This is a genomic window from Fluviicoccus keumensis, assembly GCF_004217445.1.
Classification (GTDB): domain Bacteria; phylum Pseudomonadota; class Gammaproteobacteria; order Pseudomonadales; family Moraxellaceae; genus Fluviicoccus; species Fluviicoccus keumensis.
The window spans coordinates 1-19,684 of the sequence record NZ_SHKX01000018.1 but is presented as its reverse complement, the minus strand read 5'-3'; the positions used below and the strand labels follow the sequence as shown (position 1 = coordinate 19,684).

The following is a 19,684-nucleotide window of genomic DNA, read 5'->3' as shown; positions in this document are numbered from 1 at the left end:
TTCGTCAGCAACTTGTTCATCAGGCAGACTCCCCAATGGTAATGACAGAATCGCTGTCAAACCGGTAAGGCGGCACCTCAAGGTTCAATGGAGCCGGTACGCCCTGGAAGACACGTCCCGCCATGTCATAGATGGATCCATGGCACGGACAGAAAAAACCACCAAGGAATTTGGCGCCCAGATCGGCTGGCGCAACCTCCGGCCGATACAGCGGCGAGCACCCCAAATGAGTGCAAATCCCCACCAGCACCAGGATTTCGGGCTTGATGCCGCGATGATGCTTATCGACATTTTCGGGTTGAACCGACTCGGCAGAGGCCGGATCGCGCAGATCCCCTTCCACCTTCTTCAGGTTCGCCAGAATTTCCGGCGTACGACGCACCACCCACACGGGCTTGCCACGCCACTCCACCGTCATCTGCTGGCCAGGCTCCAGTCTGCTGATATCCGCGGTCACCGGGGCGCCGGCGGCCTTGGCCTTGGCGCTGGGATTCCAGGACTTCACGAACGGGACAGCCGCCCCTACCACCCCGACAGCCCCTACGGCTGCGGTGGCGCCGATCAGCATCCTTCGGCGGCTATGATTAACGCCGTCAGTACTCATTCACGCACTCCCCAAACAAGCACAACAGGGCCGTGCAGCCAGTCGCCGCAAAGCCCGCCAAAAAACCACGCAATACTAAATAAATTAACGTGTTGTTACAAGGAAAAAGCCTTAGACAGGCAAGGGAATTAGTAACCGCCCTTGCCAACTCTTTTGCCTCCCCGAAAACGACAATCCCCGGCAAGCCGGGGATTGAAGATACATCCAGCGAATTAACGCTTGGAGTATTGAGGACGTTTGCGCGCCTTGCGCAGACCGAGCTTCTTGCGCTCGACTTCGCGGGAGTCGCGGGTCACAAAACCGGCTTGGCGCAGAGGAGACTTCAAGGTCTCGTCGTACTCCACCAGAGCGCGGGTGATGCCGTGACGAATCGCACCAGCCTGACCACCGATACCACCACCGCTGACAGTGACGTACACGTCAAACTTGTCGGCGCCTTCGATCAGCTCAAGCGGCTGACGAACGATCATGCGGGCGGTTTCGCGGCCAAAATAGGTATCCAGGCTGCGATTGTTGATGGTAATGGTGCCGGTACCGGCCTTCAAGAACACACGGGCGGTAGCGGTCTTGCGACGGCCGGTGCCATAATTCGTTGCTGCAGTCATGGACTACCCCTTAAATATCCAGAGCCTGAGGCTGCTGGGCAGTATGCGGATGCTCGGCGCCGCCGTAAACCTTCAGTTTGCTGAACATGGCATAACCCAGGGGGCCTTTCGGCAGCATGCCCTTGACAGCGTTCTCGATAACCAGTTCCGGCTTGCGGACGATCAACTTGTTGAAGTTGATGCCCTTGATGCCGCCCGGGAACTCGGAGTGACGATAGTACATCTTGTCTTCGCCCTTGTTGCCGGTGACAGCAACCTTGGCGGCATTCACGACGATGATGTAGTCGCCCGTGTCCACATGCGGTGTGTATACGGGCTTGTGCTTGCCGCGCAGACGGCTGGCAATTTCGGAAGCCAGACGACCCAGCGTCTTGCCGGATGCGTCAACCACATACCAGTCGCGCTTGACGGTTTCTGGCTTGGCACTGATCGTTTTCATGTTACAACGCCTTTATGCAAGTGTGTACACAGAGCGTAATCGCCCTGCTAAAAATAGGGTGTGAATCTTACTCAACCCCCGCTACTTTGACAACAGCTGACAGCACTCTATTTCGCGAATAACGCAAATTAAATTCCGTCGTTCGCTACCGACAGCCTGGAATTCCCCGGGACGCCGGCGGTGCCGGCAAAGGTTCCCTCCATCCACATCGCCTGAAAAGTCCGCCGCGCCGCCCATCCGACATCCCGAAGAAAGCCGGCATTGACGGCCGCGCCAACCGCCGCGCCAATCACGGGCATGATGCCCATCGCCTTGCGGCGACTCAGGTTGACACCCAATTGCCGCGCCGCTTCCTGCAAGGCACTGACAACGGCATCGCGGCCAAAGGCCGTGGCAGCCGAGTGGCGCAGATGGAGCAACGACGGCTGAAGCAACCCCTGCCGCAGGGCAGCCAAGCCCAGCAGGGCCGCTTCCTTTTCCTTGACGGTATTGGCGCTGGCCAGGCCGAAGATGCGCAAAGCCAGATGCCTTCCCGTCTCACCCTGCAGTTCAAACCCGTAACACAGGCCGACCTGGTAGATCGTGCGCAGCGCCAACGTCAGCAGCCCGGGAATATCCAGCACCATCCCGGCCATACCGGTGGCGCCGGTGAGCCCCCCTTCCGCCGCCGCCATGGCGATGGCGCGGTTATGCGTCCGTCCGGCCAGGCTTTCGCACAGCTCCAGACTGCTGTCGCGCAAATCAGAAATCCTTGCAACGCCGGCCTGTCGGAGAAGCGGCTCAGGCGAGGCCAGGCGTTCGCCTAACTTGCAGGCGCTTTCCAGCATGATCTGCAAGGCCGGCACCGGCATGGCCTTTTCTGCCAGTGACACCACCGGCTCGAGCCGCTTGCCCCCAACCAGACGGACGGGCAAGCGAGAACGCAATACAGCCATCGCGTCGGAATGTATATCCGGGTGCTGCGCCATGAGGCCCTCCGAATCAAACTGCCGCCGACTCAGGGCAGATGCGGCAGTTGCAGGTATTCCAGGGACTGCATTTCCTGTAACCGGCTTTGTGTCCGGCGGATCTCGAAATTCAGCCGCCCCTTGGTATAGATTTCAGCAATCGGCACTTCAGCCGACAGGATTACCTTGACCTGACGGTCATAGAACTCGTCAATCATGTTGATGAAACGCCTGGCGGCGTTATCACGCAACTCTCCCAGTTGGGGAACATTGCTGATCAACACGGTATGGTATTCACGGGCCAGCTCGATGTAATCCTGGGCGCTGCGCGGTTTTTCGCACAGCTCGTCAAACTCGCACCATAACACGTCATCGGTACGGGCGCGCACTTTTACCGGACGATCGTTAATCTCGAGATCGCCTTCATAGACGTGGGCGCCATGCGCCAGCTCACCAAAACTGCGCTGCAGACTGGCCTCCGCCTGGGCATCCAGGGGGCAGTGGTACAACTCGACATGCGTGAGAACCCGTAACCGATAGTCTATGCCGGAGTCCACGTTCAACACCCGGCAATGCTGCTTGACCAGCCCGATAGCCGGCAGGAAGCGGTCACGCTGCAGCCCGTTTTCATACAACCGGTCAGGTATGATGTTGCTGGTCGCCACCAGCGTCATCCCCCGCGCAAACAATGCCTCAAACAAATTCTTGAGAATCATGGCGTCGGTGATGTTGGACACGAAAAATTCGTCAAAACAAATAACCACGGCCTCGGCGCGAATCCGGTCAGCGACCTTTTCAAGCGGGTCCGCCTCACCGGACAGGGAACGCAGCTCTTGATGCACCCGCTGCATGAAACGGTGGAAATGCATCCGCATTTTGCGCCGGAAGGGCAGAGAGTCGCAGAACAAGTCCATCAGATAGGTTTTGCCGCGCCCGACCCCCCCCCAGAGGTAAAGCCCTTCCACCGGCTGCTGCATCTGCCGGGCCAGTTTCCGCCGCCCGAATCCCCTCGCCGTCTGCGCGGATTCGTAGCGCGCAACCAGCGACTCCCAGATACGCTGCAGCTCCTCAACCGCCGCGGCTTGCGCCTCGTCGGGCCTGAACTCACCGCTGGCGACATCGGCCAGATATTTCTCACGCGGGGTTGCCAATGACTCACTCATGAAAGTTTTTCCACGACAATCTGCTTCAGTTCGGTCAAGCGACCGTGAAAGAAATGGCTGCAGCCGGGCAGGCGGACAACTGGCAGCCCCGCCTGTTCCGCCCAGACGAATACAGCCTCGGGCGGCACCACCTCATCAGCCTCCCCTTGCACGACCAGGGTTTCTGGCGGTAACGCCAACGATGTAAACGGATAGTGATGAACCGGCGGCGCGATCAGCATCAACTGCCGCAAGACCTGACCCGGCGGCAAGCGGCTGCTGGCCGCTGCGGCGATGTAGGAACCGAAAGAAAATCCGGCCAGCACCACCTGGTCAGCGCCGGTTTGCTGCGCCGCCCAGTCAATCACCGCCAGACAATCCCCGACTTCCCCCACCCCATGATCATGCACGCCGGCGCTTGCCCCGACGCCGCGAAAGTTGAACGTGACAACCGGCAGCCCCCGCTCAAGGCAAGCCCGGGCGAGCGTACTCACCACCTTGTTATCCATGGTGCCCCCATACAAAGGGTGTGGATGACAGATGACCGCTACTTGCCCCTTCTCAGGTTTCGGTGGTAGGGTGAGACGGGTTTCCAGCGGGCCAGCAGGCCCCGAAGCTTGAGTTGTTTCAGGCATTACGGACTCGATAATCAACTACAGTGCGAATGTTATAGGCTTGGCGCGCCAATCGCCAACTAAACACACTGGCTGCATGGGAGGGGGAGTCATGGTTTGGCTGGCGTACGTGGCCGTGTTTGCGCTGGGCTTCGGGCTTGGTTATGCCTTTTTATTCTACCGGAATAACGACAACCGTGTCCGCGAGCTTGAAAATCATCTGACTGCGCTGCAAGGCAAGTACGAAAGCTACCAGCAGGCGGTCACCGGCCATTTTGCCCAGTCCGCCCAACTGGTCAACAACCTCACCAACGCTTACCGTGATGTGCATGAGCACCTGGAGCGCGGAGCCCGCGACCTCTGCGCGGACAATCAGCGCCATACCGGCGCCAATCCGGCCAATGCCTTCATCGCCTTGAGCGCCCCGCAGGAAAACTTCCCGCATCCCGCCATGTTGAATGACGACAAATTCCTCGCCAGCGTCATGCCTCCGCGGGACTACGCCACCAAGAGCCCGGAAGACAAGGGTACGCTTGATGAAGAGTTCGGCCTGAAATAGCCACGGAAACACCCGCCCATGCGTCCGCTGTTCGCCCGTTACCCGTCCCTGACGGATGTCCTGCCCTGCGCCGAGTTCGCCGACCTGCCCACACCCGTTGCCGCGCTTGGCAACGATGGGCGGGGCTGGATCAAGCGCGATGATCTGACCCATCCTGTGTATGGCGGAAACAAGATCCGCAAGCTGGAATTCATCATTGGCGAATGGCGGCAACAACAGGTTCGCGAGGTCATTACGTTTGGCGCAACCGGCACCAATGCCGGGCTGGCCACCGCTCTCGCCTGCCAGCAGGAAGGCATTCCCTGTCGGGTGCTCCTGTTCGATCAGCCGGTTAGCGCCACGGTGCGGGCCAACCTGCAAGCCATGCAGCAACTGGGCGCCCGGCTCGATTACTGCGGCAGCCTGTTCCAGACAGCCCTGCGCTATTACCTGCACCCCTTGCGCCTGCAACGCGGCCGTTACTTCCTGTTTGCGGGCTGCGCCAATCCGGCCGCCACGTTTGCCTACGTCAACGCCGCTTTCGAACTGAAAGCGCAAATTGACGATGGTGTTCTTCCTGAACCCGTGGAAATCGTAGTTCCGGTCGGCTCAAGTTCAACATTGGCGGGTTTGACGCTTGGTTGCCGTCTGGCCGGGCTGAAGACTGCCGTCATTGGCGTGCGGGTAGCTCCTTCCCATCTCGGCCTAATCCCCGCCTGTACCCCTGCAACGGTTTTCAGCCAGATTCGCACGGCGCACGCTTTCCTGAACCGGCATATTCACGGCGGGCTGTCATTCCCCGCTCCACGCCCCATCCTGCTTGACGACTACTATGGCCCCGGCTATGGCGAGTCCACCCCCGAGGCCCTGAGCGCTATCGGGTTGTTTGCAGAACAGCACGGCATCAAACTGGAGCAGACATACAGCGGCAAAGCCGCCGCGTGTTTTATCGACCGGATGCGTAACTCCGCAGGCCCGGTGCTTTTCTGGAACACGTTCAATTCGCGCCCCGCAGGCAACCTGCCGACCGCGGCCGTCCGCTATCCCCTGAGTCCTCCGCTGGCTCGCCTGCTGGATGCCTAAACGCCGCCGCACCCTTGCGGCAAACCGGAAAGCCAGCAATCATTAGCGCCTTTCCCGCTCGGACTCCGGCACATGGCCAACGCTTACCTGATTTACTGTCGCCCCGGCTTTGAAAAAGAAGCGGCGGCTGAACTGCAGCATCATGCCGAGCGGCATGGCTGGAACGGCTATGCCAAGGGAAAGAGCGATAGCGCTTACGTGGTGTTCTGTGGCGAGGATCTGCCCGAAACCGGCCCCTATGCGCCACGCTGGGACGATTTGGTCTTCGCCCGGCAATTAGTCATCCTGCCGGAAAGCGAAGCACTGGCTCTGGATCCGCAAGACCGGATCACTCCGCTGGTCGCCCGGCTGGCCGGACAAACCTTTCGCGATCTGGTGCTGGAGAGCCCGGACACCAATGAAGGCAACTCCCTGAGCGGCTTCTTCAAAGCCTTCGGCAATACCTTGAAATCCGTCCTCGACAAGCGCGGCATTCTGCGCAAGAAGGCAACGCGCACCCTCCACCTTTTTTTCCTGGACTCGGCAACGGTCTACCTGGGCTACAGCACCCCCGAAAATGCTTCTCCCTGGCCTCAGGGTATCCCGCGCCTGAAATTCCCCCGGGAAGCCCCCAGCCGCTCCACACTCAAGCTGGAAGAGGCCTTTCTGACATTCCTGAGCGAAAGCGAACGCCATGAATGGCTTCGCGAGGGCCTGACCGCCGTCGACCTGGGCGCGGCCCCGGGCGGCTGGACGTACCAGTTGGTCAAGCGGGGGCTGCAAGTTACCGCCATTGACAACGGTCCCATGGACAGGAACCTGATGCAAAGCGGCCAGGTGGAACACTTAAAGGTTGACGGGTTTCACTACCGCCCTCCCCGCAAGGTGACCTGGCTGGTGTGCGACATGATTGAAAGTCCGGCCAAGGTCGCGCATACCATTGCCGGCTGGATTGCCGACGGCGATGCGCAGCGCGCCATCTTCAACCTTAAATTGCCCATGAAGAAGCGTTTCGAAGAGCTGCTGCACTGCCAGGAGGTCATGGATGACCTCCTGAGGCAAAAGCAGGTGAAATATCGCTTGCAGATCAAGCAGCTGTATCACGACCGGGAAGAAGTCACCGCCTATCTGATCCGTGAAACAGGGCCTGCATAGCCTTCAGACCGGGTTCGGAATATCAATGAAACGGTGCTTGATCCCCAGCTTTTCAGCCAACATCGCCCCGACTGCATGTACGCCATAGCGCTCGGTGGCGTGATGACCTGCGGCAAAATAGTGCACCCCCATTTCGCGAGCGGTATGCACCGTCGGCTCGGAAATCTCGCCGCTGATGTAAGCATCGCACCCCATCAAAACCGCCTGTTCGATATAGCCCTGCGCGCCGCCGGTGCAAAAGCCGATGCGCCGGATCAGTCCCGCCCCTCCAGAGACCCACAGCGGCTGCTGTCCCAACACCCGACACAGCCGTTCGGCCAGATCGTCTCCGGTCAGGGGCTCGGCGAGATCGGCAATATTACCCACCTGGCGCGGGTTATCCGGAAACAGCGGCCCGGTCAGGGGTAACCCCAATCTGGCCGCCAACTGGGCGTTATTGCCCAGTTCCGGGTGCGCATCCAAAGGCAGATGATAAGCCAGCAACGACAGGTCATGCGCCAACAGGGCTTTCAACCGGCTTTTCTTCATGCCGGTGATGCATGGATTCTCCCCTTTCCAGAAATAACCGTGATGCACCAGAATCGCATCCGCATCCAAGGCAATTGCCTCATCAATCAGCGACTGGCATGCCGTCACCCCTGAGACGACCAACCGCACCTCTTCGCGGCCCGCCACCTGCAATCCGTTGGGGCAATAATCCTGAAACAACCCGGGCTTGAGCGTCTCCTGTAACAGATTGATTACTTGCGTTAACGTTGCCATACGATTTCCTGATAGAAGCATTGCAAAGGCGGGAGCTGGCCCTAAATATAATTCACTCAGCTAACCGCCGACAGGACTCGTGTCATGAATACGCACCGCACCCGCATCATTTTCACCGGAACGGCCCTGGTCATTGCCCTGGCTGGCTGCCAACCCAAAGACAAAACCGAAAAGGACACGCCGCCGGCCCAGATATCACTCAGTCAGGAGCGTCCGGTCGCCATTCAGGGCAATGCACAAGGCGTCATCGCCTCCTACGCGGATACGGTCAAGATCGCCGCTCCCGCCGTCGTCAATATTTACACGACCGAAACCGTCCGGCAGCAACGCCATCCCTTCATGGATGACCCTTTCTTCAAACGATTCTTTGAAAATCGCGGCGGCGGCGATGAGCCCTCCGAAGCCCGCGCCGGGCTCGGCTCCGGCGTGATTGTCTCGAAAGACGGCTACATCCTGACCAACAACCACGTCGTTAATCAGGCCAGCCAGATTATTGTGGCGCTACAGGACGGCCGCAAGGCCAAGGCCAAGGTTATCGGCACCGATCCTGATAGTGACTTGGCCGTCATCCGCATCGATCTGGACAATCTGCCCACGCTGCCGTTCAAAAGCTCACCCAATCAGGTCGGTGATGTTGTGTTGGCCATCGGCAACCCCTTTGGCGTTGGCCAAACGGTTACACAAGGCATCATTTCCGCCCTGGGTCGCAATGGCCTTGGCATCAACACCTATGAAGACTTCATCCAGACGGATGCCGCCATTAACCCGGGAAACTCCGGCGGCGCACTGATTGATGTGGCGGGCAATCTTGTTGGCATCAACTCCGCCATTTACTCTCGCTCGGGCGGCTCCATGGGCATCGGGTTCGCCATTCCCGCCAAGCTGGCACAGCAGGTCATGCTGGAAATCATCCAGCATGGCCAAGTGGTGCGCGGCTGGCTGGGGGTGGAAGTCAAGCAAAGCGATGGCAATTTCAATGCCGACGGCAGTCTGAACAACAAAACCCCGGAGGGAGTGGAGATTGCGGGCGTGGTGCGCGGCGGCCCGGCCGCGGAAGGAGGTATTGAACCGGGTGATATCATCCTGAGCGTTGATGGACAGACGGTGAACGAGGCCAGTCAGCTTATCAACCGAATCGGCACCATCAAGCCGGATACACGCGTGAAAATACTGGTGAAACGTAACAACCGTGAGGTTGAACTGGCCGTCAAGGTTGGCAAGCGCCCGAAAGCGGAAAGCCAACCCGAAGAGTGACGTCTGCGGCTCCGGCGGTGCGTCACTCGCCGGAGCCTGCCTTGTTCAGCGCAAGCCCTGGAGCGCGGCCAGGACCGCATCATTCTCCTCGGGCAAACCGACCGTAAAGCGCAGGCAATCCGCCAGCAGCGGGTGCGCGCCATCCAGAATCTTGATCAGGATTCCCTTGGCTTTCAGCCCCTCAAAAATCGCCCGGGCGCGGCCGGCAGGTACGCGGGCCAGCAGGAAGTTGGCCTCGGAAGGATAGACTGTCCACGACGGTTGCCGTGACAGCCCCTCAAAAAGCCGTGAACGCTCGGCGCGGATATGTTTTGCCTGCGCCTCAAACACGCTGTAGTGAGCCAGGGCGAATTCTGCGCTAGCCTGACTGAGAATATTGATGTTGTAAGGCAATCGTATCTTTTCGAGCTCCCCCAGCACATCCGGACGCCCCACCAGCAACCCCAGACGCAACCCGGCCAAGCCGACCTTGGATAAGGTCCGCATCACCAATACATTAGGGTACTGGCGAAGCAGGTCCATGGCGTCCCCATCCGTGAAGGGCAGATATGCTTCATCCATCACCACAAATCCCGGAGCGGCTTCGATAATGGCGCAGACTGTTTCGCGGTCATACTTGTTGCCCGTCGGGTTATTCGGCTCCGCCAGGAAAATCACGGCCGGGCGATGCACGGCAATCGCCGCGAGAATCGCCTCGCGATGCAGGCTGAAATCCTCATTCAACGGAACTCCGACATATTCCATGCCGGCGAATTTGGCAATAAACCGGTACATGACGAAACAGGGTTCCACCGCCAACACGGTTGCGCCAGGCAAGGCCAGCGCCATCAGCAGGATTTGCAGGATTTCGTCCGAGCCGTTACCCAGCATTACCTCCATTTCGGGAGGAATATCCATCACCGCACGCAATCCGGCCTTGACGGCGGGTGCGTGCGGGTGCGGATAGCGGTTCAGGTTGACGGTCTTCAAATGCTCAAGCCAGGCCGCGCGCAACCCCTCATCCCAAACATAGGGGTTCTCCATGGCGTCCAGCTTGATCATGCCGGCGGCATCCGCCACATGATAGGCGCTCAATTGGCGAATTTCGGGGCGAATCAAGGTAAGCAGTTCAGACATGAACAGACACTCCGGGAGAGGGAGGAAGTGCGGGAATAAGAATCAGCCCGGGGGCAGGGTAAAGCTCTGCCAGGACTGTAGGCGCGTGTCCCAATAGGCCAGGGATGACAGGTCAATCTCGCTCAGCTGAACCCAGTTATCCTTGCCTGTTTCACCGGCTCCGGTACTGATCAGCAGCGAATCTTCCGTTATCTCCATAATCCAGCCCTGCAGGACTGCACCGCTCTGCAGCACCAGTCTTTGCTGGTTTCCGGCTTCGGCAAAGGCAACAAAACGGTCAGCAAGCGACATGTCAGGCCTCCCGATCCAGAATACGGTATTCCGCCGAGCGGGCATGGGCGGTCAGGCTTTCGCCCCGGGCCAGCACGGAGGCGACCTTGGCCAGCTCGCTGGCGCCGGAAGCCGAGCAATAAATCAGGCTGGAACGCTTCTGGAAATCATAAACCCCCAAGGGCGATGAGAAACGCGCCGTACCTGAGGTTGGCAGCACGTGATTGGGCCCGGCGCAGTAATCACCAAGCGCTTCCGGGGTGAACCGTCCCATGAAGATCGCCCCCGCATGACGAATTCTTGGCAACAAGGCGGCGGGATCCTCCACGGACAGCTCCAGATGCTCGGGAGCGATATGATTGATCAGGTCCAGCGCCTCCTCCCGATTTTGGACATGGATCAGCGCACCGCGCCCGGCCAGAGACGTACGGGCAATTACCTCACGCTCCAGGGTCGGCAGCAATTTTGTCAGCGAAGCCTCTACGGCATCGAGAAACGAGGCATCCTCACTGATCAGGATGGACTGCGCCATTTCATCGTGCTCGGCTTGTGAGAACAGATCCATGGCGATCCAGTCTGCGGGCGTCTTGCCATCGCAGTAGACCAGTATCTCCGAGGGACCGGCGATCATGTCGATACCGACCTGGCCAAATACCTGGCGCTTGGCGGTTGCGACAAAGCTGTTCCCGGGTCCGACAATCTTGTCCACGCGCGGAACGCTGGCTGTGCCATATGCCATGGCTGCCACGGCTTGAGCGCCGCCCACGGTAAACACATGAGTAACTCCGGCCAACCAGGCGGCAGCCAATACCAGATTATTGGTTTCTCCACCCGGAGTCGGAACACACATGATGATTTCGGCTACACCCGCCACGCGGGCCGGAATGGCGTTCATCAGCACCGAGGAAGGATAACTGGCCTTGCCGCCCGGCACATAGATGCCAACGCGATCCAGCGGCGTCACCTGTTGCCCCAGGCGTGTCCCGTCAGCCTCTTCGTATTGCCAGGATGAAGCCTTCTGGTGTTCGTGATAACGACGGATACGATCCACCGCGACATTCAGAGCATTCTTTTCCGCGGCGGGGAGGCCATCATACGCGGCTTCCAACTGCTCGGGAGACAGAACCAAATCGCGGATGGATGTAGCGGAAAGCCGGTCAAAACGTACCGAATATGCCAGCAGTGCCTCATCCCCGTCTGTACGGACTCGCCGGATAATCTCATCCACAGTCTGTTGCAGAGAGGCGTCACTGACTGCTTCCCAAGCCAGCAAGGCATCCAGGGCAGATCGAAAATCGGACGAGGCCGACTCAAGACGGCGAATGATCATGACGACAAACCTGTATTAACGGGGGTCAATCGGAAAGTCAGGACACGCGCTTGCGCGAAACGGCGTCAGACAACTGCTGGATCAGGGGTTGCACGAGATCGGCCTTGCGCTTGAAGCTGGCCTTGTTCACGATCAACCGGGAGGACACATGCGCAATCAGCTCCATCGGTTCCAGACCGTTCTCTTTCAGGGTCTTGCCGGTATCCACCACATCCACGATCCGATCCGCCAGCCCCATCAGGGGCGCAAGCTCCATTGAACCGTAGAGCTTGATCACTTCAACTTGTTCACCCTTGGCGGCATAAAACTGCCGCGTGAGGTTCACAAACTTGGTGGCCACGCGTAACCGGCCATCGACACGCGGGGCATGTATAGGCCCGGCCACCATCAGGCGGCACTTGGCGATATCCAGATCCAACGGTTCATACACGCCGGCAGCGCCGTGCTCCATCAAAACATCCTTTCCTGCGACGCCCAGATCGGCAGCGCCGTTCTCGACATAGGTTGGGACATCCGTCGCACGGATAATGACTATTTGTACTTCCGGATGCGTCGTGGGGAAAATCAGCTTGCGGCTTTTTTCAGGGTCCTCAAGCAGCTCGATCCCGGCCTCACGCAATAGCGGCAGGGTGTCCTTGAGAATACGGCCCTTGGAAAGGGCTATGGTCAGTCGCGACATCAGTTAGCACCACGATTGGAAATTCGACGAATCTTCGCGCCCAGCAGCGCCAGTTTTTCTTCCACGCGCTCATAACCGCGATCGATATGATAAATCCGGTCGATCAGCGTCTCCCCCTCCGCCGCCAGGGCCGCCAACACCAGGGACATGGACGCACGAAGATCAGTTGCCATCACCGGCGCTCCGGACAGCCGTTCAATCCCGCGCACAACCGCCAGGTGACCATCCACCTGGATATTCGCCCCCATGCGATTCAATTCCGGGACGTGCATGAAGCGGTTCTCGAAGATTGTTTCGGTGATGGTGCCAGTACCTTCCGCTACCGCCAGAATCGCCATGAATTGCGCCTGCATATCCGTCGGGAAGCCGGGATGGGGCGCCGTGCGGAAGCTGACGGATTGCGGGCGACGCCCCTGCATATCAAGTTCAATCCAGTCCGAACCGGTCTGCACCTTGCCGCCCATTTCGACAAACTTCTGCAACACGGCATCGAGAGGTTTGGGGTCGGTATGTGTTGCCCGCACGCAACCGCCGGTCACGGCCGCAGCCGCCAGATACGAACCGGTTTCGATGCGATCGGGACATACGCTGTAGTGGCAGCCTTTCAGGCTTTCCACTCCGTCAATAACCAGCGTATCGGTGCCCGCCCCTTCAATCTTGGCGCCCATCGCGATCAGCATGTTGGCCAGATCAACGATCTCAGGCTCACGGGCGGCATTCTCAAGGACGGTGCGGCCTTCAGCCAATGCCGCCGCCATCATCACATTTTCGGTTCCGCCGACGGTCACCATGTCAAAGACAAAGCGCGCCCCCTTCAGCCGTCCATTCCGCTTGGCATGCACGTAGCCCTTCTCCACCACGATTTCCGCCCCCAGGGCAGCTAAACCTTTCAGGTGCTGGTCAACCGGGCGGGAACCGATGGCGCAGCCACCGGGAAGGGAAACCTGGGCCTCGCCAAAGCGTGCCAGCAGCGGACCCAGAACAAAAATGGATGCCCGCATGGTCTTGACCAGCTCATAGGGAGCAATCGGACTGGCCAAGGTATTGGCATTCACCTCGACATCGCACTTTTCATTGATGCTGACTGTCACGCCCATGCGCCCCAGCAACTGGATCAAGGTTGTGACATCCTGCAGATGCGGGACATTCGACAGCGTTATCGGGGTTGTCGCCAGCAGAGTGCCAGCCAGCAAAGGCAATGCCGAGTTCTTGGCGCCGGAGATCCGGACCTCGCCTTCCAGGCGGTTTCCGCCAAGAATGAGCAACTTATCCATCGAGACTTCTCCTGATCAGCCGAAAAGGCGCATCTTTCGCCATTCCTCAGGCGTCAGTGTCTGCATGGAAACCGCATGAATTGCCCCGCTTGCAATGTGCTCATTCAGGGGAGCATAGATTTTTTGCTGCTTGGCGACGGGACGCATACCGACAAACATCTCGCTGACCACAATGACCTGAAACTTGCCGGAATCACCGGTAACCTGGATTTCCTGTGCGTCAGGGAACGCCGCAACCAACAGGGCGCGAATTGCATCGGGATTCATATCGGGTATCCGTTACTGGTTTACTTGGGTCAAGACATCACTCAGGCCGCTGACCCGTATGATCGCCTTGAGCTTTGCGGAAGCATGATCAAAGCGTAATTGCTTACGAGCCTCGATCGCGGCTCGCAGCCATTGCATCAGGATGGCAACATCTACCGTGCCGCCGCTTTCCAACTCGCGCAGATCCACCACGATGTCACTGCTGGCCTGACTGATCAAGGTCAAGCCTTCCTTGCAAATGGCGTCTGCATTCTCAAAATGGATAACGCCTCCCAACCGGAGGCGTCCATCCTGCAACCTGACTTGTGCACTCATGCAATCACTGCCCTTTTTTGACAGCCTCTGCCGCAGGGATGAAATCAACAATGGCCTTATCCAGATTGCCTCGACTGGACTCAACCGTTGAAGCAAACTGGTTGCGGAAGGTCAACCCAAGGTTCATGCCGTTAATGATAACATTTTTGACCTTCCATTCATCCTTCGCATTCAGCACCAGCTGATAGGTCACCGGCACCGCACCATTGCTGGCCGTCATGATATCCATATCCACCTGCGCCTTCTTGGGGTCATCACCGGGCGCATAAGGCTTGAATACAATTTTCTGGTTATCGTAGGCGGCCATGCCATTCGCGTAGGTACGAATCAGGCTCTTGCGAAAGGTCGTCGTGAACTGGGCGCGCTGGGCATCGGACGCCTGGCGGTAGTATTGCCCCATGACGCCTTTGGCAAAGCCTTCAAAATCAACATACGGCTCAATATTTTTCTCGACAATGTCGTAGAGAACCTGAGGGTCGCGCTTGTACGCCGCTTTGTCCTTGACCAGACGATCAAGCAAAGCATTGCCTGCTTTTTGCAGCATATCCCGCGGGTTTTCAGCTGCCATGGCCGACTGCCCCACCAACAACATGACGGCCGCCATAAAGAAAAACATCGCGCTTCTGAACTGTTTCATCACACACCTCACTAGAAATCGTCTTTCCCGCTCTTCGGCGTCTCGGCAGGCTTTTGCTCCGTCGCCTTATTGAACAGGAACTTGCCAATCAGATCTTCCAGCACCAATGAGGACTGTGTCTGTTCGATTTCGTCACCTTCCTTGATAAATGTGTCATCGGCACCGGGAACAATGCCGATGTATTTCTCACCCAACAGCCCCGCTGTCAGAATGCTGGCGACCGCATCGGTGCTGATTTCATTCACCTCCTTGTTGATCTCCAGCGTTACGCGGGCATTCAATCGCTTGCGATCCAGCTCGATGGCTGTCACCCGGCCGATATTGACTCCGGCCATGGTTACTTTGGCCCGCAGTGTCAAACCGCCGATATTCTGAAAATGGGCGTAAACTTTATAACTGGGTTTACCGGTTTCATCGCTCAGGCCACTCACCTTGATTGCAAGGAAAAACAAGGCGGCAACGCCGGCAACAATAAAAGCCCCAACCGCCAACTCAAGGGTACGGGTACGCATCAAAAGCCTCCAAACATGACAGCGGTCAGGACAAAGTCCAACCCCAGCACCGCCAGGGATCCAAAAACGACGGTGCGAGTAGTTGCCACCGAAATACCTTCCGAGGTCGGCTCGCAATCATAACCCTGAAAAACAGCAATCCAGGTCACCACAGCGCCAAAAACAACACTCTTGATAATCCCATTCACGACATCATCCATAAAGTCGGTAGAGCGCTGCATGTTGGACCAATAGGAGTTGGCATCAATCCCCAGCCATTCCACACCCACGATCATTCCCCCCAGAATCCCTACCGATGAGAAAATGACCGCCAGAATCGGCATACTGATAAAACCGGCCCACCAACGCGGGGAAATGATCCGGCGCAGCGGATCAACACCAATCATTTCCATGCTGGCCAATTGCTCCGTGGCCTTCATCAGTCCGATCTCCGCCGTCAACGCCGAGCCGGCGCGACCGGCAAAAAGCAGCGCCGTAACAACCGGTCCCAACTCACGAATCAGGGTAAGCGACACCAGCGATCCCAACGCCTGCTCACTGCCATAGGAAATGAGGATATTGAATCCTTGCAAGCCCAGCACCAAACCGATAAACAAGCCTGAAACCACAATGATGGCAAGTGAGAGCACCCCTACGGAATACAATTGCTTAAGCAACAGGGGAAATCCGGTCGTTATATTGGGAATGGCAAACAATGTTTGCCACAAGAACACGCCCGCAGAGCCAATCGACTCCAATCTGTCCAGCGCTCTGGCTCCAACCCGCCGAATGAACTCAATCATGGCGGCCTCCAAACAACTCTTCGCTATATGCCTTGGCAGGATAATGAAACCTGACCGGTCCGTCATGGCGACCATGCAGAAACTGATACACGAAAGGCGAGTCCGAATTCTTTAACTCTTCAGGCGTCCCCTCGCCGATAATCTGATGATTGGCCACAATATAAATATAATCAGCAATATCCAGTGTTTCCGGCACATCGTGCGAAACAATAATACTGGTCAGCCCCAGAGCTTCACGCAAAGTTCGGATCAGATTAACCAAAACACCCTTAACAATCGGATCCTGTCCGGCGAAAGGTTCATCGTACATGATCAGCTCCGGATCAAGAGCTATCGCACGCGCCAGTGCAGCCCGACGATTCATGCCACCAGAAAGTTGAGCAGGCATCAGATCGATGGCGCCGCGAAGTCCGACTGCCTCCAGTTTCATCAACACTATTTCGCGAATAAGACGTTCTGACAGGCGAGTATGCGCCCTGAGTGGAAAAGCGACATTCTCGTATACGGATAAATCCGTGAAAAGTGCACCACTCTGGAATAGCATACCGATTTTTTCACGGGCCCTGAACAACTCGGATCGTCCCATATCGGGGACATTACGACCATTTAGCAGGACTTGACCAGAGTCAGGACGTATCTGACCGCCAATAAACCGCAATAACGTTGTCTTTCCGCAGCCGGAAGGCCCCATGATGGCAGTAACTTTGCCCTGTTCGACGCTCAATGAAACGTTGTCGTAAATCACCCGATCGCCACGGGAAAAGGACAGACCCTTCACCTCAACAAGGTTGGGATTTTCAGACATGCTGTAAGCCTTAGTGAAGATTTAGGTTTCGCATGAGGCGGGCTCGCGTCTCAAACGCGGTGTTCCCGAAATGATCCGGTCGATCTGGGTTTTGGCAGAACTGCCAACACTATCCACCTTTAGCCATTGCTCATGACGCGTATCCAGAGTCTGGCGAGTTTCCACCTGATACCCTTGATCCTGTAGTTTGGATTTGAGCGCATCCGCTTTCTGCTGTGAGTTGAAATTGCCCAGCATGACAGCTGTTGCAAATTGCGGGTCATTCATGACCTTGGCTTCATACCCTTTGGCCAGCAACTCCTGCGCCATCATTTCAGCTTTATCTTTGGATGAAAGTGGCGGGATGTAAACGATGTATCCCGCCACATCGTCGGAAAGGGACTCGACCTTAACCTCGAAACCACTGTTTACCAAGGCATTCTGCAATTGCGTCAGCATGTCATTACCCGTAATCGGGCCAATACGGTAACAAAAGCTTGCGGCATCTTGTGAGACCTTCGGCGCAGTGACCATGGCGCTGCCAGACTCATCCTTGTTCGCACTGACCGGCTGTTCGGACAACAACATCAGCCGCTTGCCCGACAGTTCGGCATGAACAGCAACAGACTGGGATGTGTTTTGTTTCTCAAAGAACTGCCATGCCAGAAAAACAGCATTGAGCATCACCAGTAGTCCGAAAAGCAGCGGCATGTCCTTACCTCTTGTCATTATGTCGACATTGCACAACCAAAGTAGCGCTGGAGCCCCACCAGAAGCAATTCAGGGATAATATCATGCGATACAGACAAGTGTGGCCCTAATTTTCCAGCCTCACCGCCCGTCAGAACCAGTGAACAAGCCCGGCCCTCAGCCTTCTCGAAATCAGAAATAGCCTTCTCCACCGCACCCACCAAGCCGATGACGATACCTCGATGAACCGCTTCTGTTGTGGACACTCCCGGCGCCAACTCTATTGTCTTTCCTTCATCTGGACGAACACGTTTGGTACCATGGATCAATGCGTTCAACTGCATTGTATAGCCAGGTAGAATAAAGCCGCCGCAATGCCGCCTGTCAGCAACAAAATCAATGGCGAGGGCTGTCCCGCAACTAACAACACAGCAACAAGGGCGATCGGAAACTGCGATGACATTAACCCAACGATCCACGCCCAGTAGCCGGGGGTCGGCATATCCGTTATATACACCTGCAAACTCTTTCTGGCTATTAGCCCATTGCGGACTCACAGCCCAAGTCATAAACGCGACTCTTGCAAATGCATTATTACTGTCGTCATCCAGGACAGAAGCCACCCCAATGAAATCAACCGCCTTTTTGAAGTCAGCCGGCAAAGCAGGGATCAGCTCTTCCATTGCCATCTGGTGGGGAATATTAAATCGCGACAGCACTTCCCCATGGCGACATAGCCAAGCCTTAACCCTTGAATTGCCAAAGTCAAAAAATATCTGATTACTCATGATGTTATCTGCCGCAATGATATTTCACCACCACTGAAGGCATGAATACCATCTGACATCTCGATAAGGATCGCACCATTTTGATCGACCCCCCTTTCATTTCCTTGAACGAGTACATTATAGCCCGTCAGCCGAACCTCTTTACCCGCATAGGCATCCATGTCCATCCAGGCTTGCCGCCAAAATGAAAAACCAGTATTTACATAATTATCCAACAGCTTTGCCACTGCCACGAGCACAGCCAATGTAATCTGGCTTCTTGATGCGCATTTAATCTCAGACTCACTTTGGATTAGTGCGTCAACAGGATTATCCTGAACCCCCAAAGGCATATAGATATTCAGCCCTATGCCAACCACCACCACGCTTGGTCCGCTAATTTCACCAGACAACTCTATCAATATTCCACCGACTTTTCCTTTATGAGTAACAATATCATTGGGCCATTTAAGCCCGAGCCCCTCAAAGCCCAGTGATTCCAATGCCTGAACCACCACCACACCCACCGCCAGACTTAAGCCCTGCAGAGCCCCGACACCCGCATTAATTTTCCAACCAAAGGAACCGATAAATCCGCCAGCAGGAGCGGATACCCATTTTCGCCCTCGACGTCCTCTCCCAGACTCTTGATATTCAGCAAGGCATATAACAGGACTTGAAGCTTGAGACACATGCGTCATAGCTGTATCGTTTGTTGACTCAACGATGTCCGCCACTTGCAGTTCTATATTTCTTTCAGGAAATTCTTTTTCCAGTTCTTTCTTTATTTGTTCAATCTCAAGAAACTCAAGCCGTTGACTCAGTCTGTATCCCTTGCCCGTTACTATCTCAATATCAACGCCTTTCGCTCGCCATGCGGCAATTCTGTTGGAAACAGTCATCCGGCTAACCGCTAATGCCTCGGCCAATTCAACCCCCGAATGGAGAGCCCCATCCGCCAATAATCGCAGTAACCTCATCACTCACCTATTGATTATCCACCGTCTTGATTCGCTTAGCATACCGCGGATTTTCTTATCCCCCAAAGCAAAACCCCCTTGCTGTTTCCGGCAAGGGGGTTTTGGTGTTAAGTGTCTGGCGATGACCTACTCTCACATGGCGAATGCCACACTACCATC

Annotated in this window: 25 protein-coding genes; 4 read left to right on the top strand and 21 right to left on the bottom strand. The window is 56.8% G+C overall.

All coding sequences use genetic code 11. From position 1 onward, the window contains the following. Nucleotides 1-19: 19 nt before the first annotated feature. The 6 genes from petA to EV700_RS16455 form a co-directional block, all read right to left on the bottom strand. Nucleotides 20-604, bottom strand: coding sequence for a ubiquinol-cytochrome c reductase iron-sulfur subunit (gene petA, locus EV700_RS16480; RefSeq protein WP_130415872.1), 585 nt, complete (start codon nucleotides 602-604; stop codon nucleotides 20-22). A 212-nt stretch (nucleotides 605-816) separates the two neighbouring features. Beyond that, nucleotides 817-1,209 carry a 30S ribosomal protein S9 gene (rpsI, locus tag EV700_RS16475; protein WP_130415870.1) on the bottom strand — a complete coding sequence of 131 codons (393 nt, stop codon included), beginning with the start codon at nucleotides 1,207-1,209 and terminating at the stop codon, nucleotides 817-819. Between the two features lie 10 nt (nucleotides 1,210-1,219). Beyond that, nucleotides 1,220-1,648 carry a 50S ribosomal protein L13 gene (rplM, locus tag EV700_RS16470; RefSeq protein ID WP_130415868.1) on the bottom strand — a complete coding sequence of 143 codons (429 nt, stop codon included), beginning with the start codon at nucleotides 1,646-1,648 and terminating at the stop codon, nucleotides 1,220-1,222. 128 nt (nucleotides 1,649-1,776) lie between these two features. Then, the gene (locus EV700_RS16465; RefSeq protein ID WP_130415866.1) at nucleotides 1,777-2,616 is read right to left on the bottom strand and encodes an EcsC family protein; all 840 of its coding nucleotides are present in this window, start codon (nucleotides 2,614-2,616) and stop codon (nucleotides 1,777-1,779) included. Nucleotides 2,617-2,645: 29 nt separating this feature from the next. Then, nucleotides 2,646-3,758: a cell division protein ZapE gene (gene zapE, locus EV700_RS16460; RefSeq protein WP_130415864.1), complete on the bottom strand. Its 1,113-nt coding sequence runs from the start codon at nucleotides 3,756-3,758 to the stop codon at nucleotides 2,646-2,648. Continuing rightward, complete coding sequence (locus tag EV700_RS16455; RefSeq protein WP_130415862.1) at nucleotides 3,755-4,372, bottom strand: alpha/beta hydrolase; 618 nt, start codon at nucleotides 4,370-4,372, stop codon at nucleotides 3,755-3,757. The genes zapE and EV700_RS16455 overlap by 4 nt, the downstream gene beginning before the upstream one ends. Before the next feature lie 91 nt (nucleotides 4,373-4,463). Between EV700_RS16455 and EV700_RS16450 the strand changes: the two genes are divergently transcribed. From EV700_RS16450 to rlmM, 3 genes are all read left to right on the top strand, one after another. Further along, nucleotides 4,464-4,910, top strand: coding sequence for a Z-ring associated ZapG family protein (locus tag EV700_RS16450; protein ID WP_165391532.1), 447 nt, complete (start codon nucleotides 4,464-4,466; stop codon nucleotides 4,908-4,910). Nucleotides 4,911-4,928: 18 nt separating this feature from the next. Further along, entirely contained in the window at nucleotides 4,929-5,972 is a 1,044-nt protein-coding gene (locus EV700_RS16445) for a 1-aminocyclopropane-1-carboxylate deaminase/D-cysteine desulfhydrase (RefSeq protein WP_130415857.1), read from the top strand. 72 nt (nucleotides 5,973-6,044) lie between these two features. After that, on the top strand, nucleotides 6,045-7,106 hold the full coding sequence (gene rlmM, locus EV700_RS16440; RefSeq protein WP_130415855.1) for a 23S rRNA (cytidine(2498)-2'-O)-methyltransferase RlmM: 1,062 nt from the start codon (nucleotides 6,045-6,047) through the stop codon (nucleotides 7,104-7,106). A 3-nt stretch (nucleotides 7,107-7,109) separates the two neighbouring features. Here the strand turns inward: rlmM and EV700_RS16435 are convergent, their stop codons facing one another. After that, entirely contained in the window at nucleotides 7,110-7,868 is a 759-nt protein-coding gene (locus tag EV700_RS16435) for a Nif3-like dinuclear metal center hexameric protein (RefSeq protein WP_130415853.1), read from the bottom strand. Between the two features lie 84 nt (nucleotides 7,869-7,952). Here EV700_RS16435 and EV700_RS16430 point away from each other — a divergent pair, with 84 nt between their 5' ends. Then, entirely contained in the window at nucleotides 7,953-9,122 is a 1,170-nt protein-coding gene (locus tag EV700_RS16430; protein WP_130415851.1) for a trypsin-like peptidase domain-containing protein, read from the top strand. 45 nt (nucleotides 9,123-9,167) lie between these two features. Here the strand turns inward: EV700_RS16430 and hisC are convergent, their stop codons facing one another. From hisC to EV700_RS16360, 14 genes are read right to left on the bottom strand one after another with little or no spacing between them, the layout of a single operon-like run. Continuing rightward, a complete protein-coding gene (gene hisC, locus EV700_RS16425) occupies nucleotides 9,168-10,238 on the bottom strand; it encodes a histidinol-phosphate transaminase (protein ID WP_130415849.1) in 1,071 nt (356 codons plus the stop codon). Between the two features lie 42 nt (nucleotides 10,239-10,280). Further along, on the bottom strand, nucleotides 10,281-10,529 hold the full coding sequence (locus tag EV700_RS16420; RefSeq protein WP_130415847.1) for a hypothetical protein: 249 nt from the start codon (nucleotides 10,527-10,529) through the stop codon (nucleotides 10,281-10,283). A gap of 1 nt (nucleotide 10,530) precedes the next feature. Next, complete coding sequence (gene hisD, locus EV700_RS16415; RefSeq protein WP_242610306.1) at nucleotides 10,531-11,835, bottom strand: histidinol dehydrogenase; 1,305 nt, start codon at nucleotides 11,833-11,835, stop codon at nucleotides 10,531-10,533. Nucleotides 11,836-11,875: 40 nt separating this feature from the next. Then, the gene (gene hisG / locus EV700_RS16410) at nucleotides 11,876-12,517 is read right to left on the bottom strand and encodes an ATP phosphoribosyltransferase (protein WP_130415843.1); all 642 of its coding nucleotides are present in this window, start codon (nucleotides 12,515-12,517) and stop codon (nucleotides 11,876-11,878) included. Then, entirely contained in the window at nucleotides 12,517-13,791 is a 1,275-nt protein-coding gene (gene murA, locus EV700_RS16405) for a UDP-N-acetylglucosamine 1-carboxyvinyltransferase (RefSeq protein ID WP_130415841.1), read from the bottom strand. Before murA ends, hisG begins: the two co-directional genes overlap by 1 nt. 15 nt (nucleotides 13,792-13,806) lie before the next feature. Further along, a complete protein-coding gene (locus tag EV700_RS16400) occupies nucleotides 13,807-14,058 on the bottom strand; it encodes a BolA family protein (RefSeq protein ID WP_130415839.1) in 252 nt (83 codons plus the stop codon). Between the two features lie 12 nt (nucleotides 14,059-14,070). Next, nucleotides 14,071-14,373 carry an STAS domain-containing protein gene (locus EV700_RS16395; RefSeq protein ID WP_130415837.1) on the bottom strand — a complete coding sequence of 101 codons (303 nt, stop codon included), beginning with the start codon at nucleotides 14,371-14,373 and terminating at the stop codon, nucleotides 14,071-14,073. 4 nt (nucleotides 14,374-14,377) lie between these two features. Continuing rightward, on the bottom strand, nucleotides 14,378-15,010 hold the full coding sequence (locus EV700_RS16390; protein WP_130415835.1) for an MlaC/ttg2D family ABC transporter substrate-binding protein: 633 nt from the start codon (nucleotides 15,008-15,010) through the stop codon (nucleotides 14,378-14,380). Nucleotides 15,011-15,021: 11 nt separating this feature from the next. Continuing rightward, nucleotides 15,022-15,522: an outer membrane lipid asymmetry maintenance protein MlaD gene (gene mlaD / locus EV700_RS16385; RefSeq protein WP_130415833.1), complete on the bottom strand. Its 501-nt coding sequence runs from the start codon at nucleotides 15,520-15,522 to the stop codon at nucleotides 15,022-15,024. Further along, complete coding sequence (gene mlaE / locus EV700_RS16380; protein ID WP_423201221.1) at nucleotides 15,522-16,301, bottom strand: lipid asymmetry maintenance ABC transporter permease subunit MlaE; 780 nt, start codon at nucleotides 16,299-16,301, stop codon at nucleotides 15,522-15,524. Before mlaE ends, mlaD begins: the two co-directional genes overlap by 1 nt. Beyond that, nucleotides 16,297-17,109 carry an ATP-binding cassette domain-containing protein gene (locus EV700_RS16375; protein WP_130415829.1) on the bottom strand — a complete coding sequence of 271 codons (813 nt, stop codon included), beginning with the start codon at nucleotides 17,107-17,109 and terminating at the stop codon, nucleotides 16,297-16,299. Before EV700_RS16375 ends, mlaE begins: the two co-directional genes overlap by 5 nt. 21 nt (nucleotides 17,110-17,130) lie before the next feature. Further along, the gene (locus EV700_RS16370; protein WP_165391531.1) at nucleotides 17,131-17,799 is read right to left on the bottom strand and encodes an SPOR domain-containing protein; all 669 of its coding nucleotides are present in this window, start codon (nucleotides 17,797-17,799) and stop codon (nucleotides 17,131-17,133) included. 17 nt (nucleotides 17,800-17,816) lie between these two features. After that, nucleotides 17,817-18,566: a type III pantothenate kinase gene (locus EV700_RS16365; protein WP_130415825.1), complete on the bottom strand. Its 750-nt coding sequence runs from the start codon at nucleotides 18,564-18,566 to the stop codon at nucleotides 17,817-17,819. Beyond that, nucleotides 18,563-19,525, bottom strand: coding sequence for a biotin--[acetyl-CoA-carboxylase] ligase (locus tag EV700_RS16360; RefSeq protein ID WP_130415823.1), 963 nt, complete (start codon nucleotides 19,523-19,525; stop codon nucleotides 18,563-18,565). The genes EV700_RS16365 and EV700_RS16360 overlap by 4 nt, the downstream gene beginning before the upstream one ends. Between the last annotated feature and the right edge of the window lie 159 nt (nucleotides 19,526-19,684).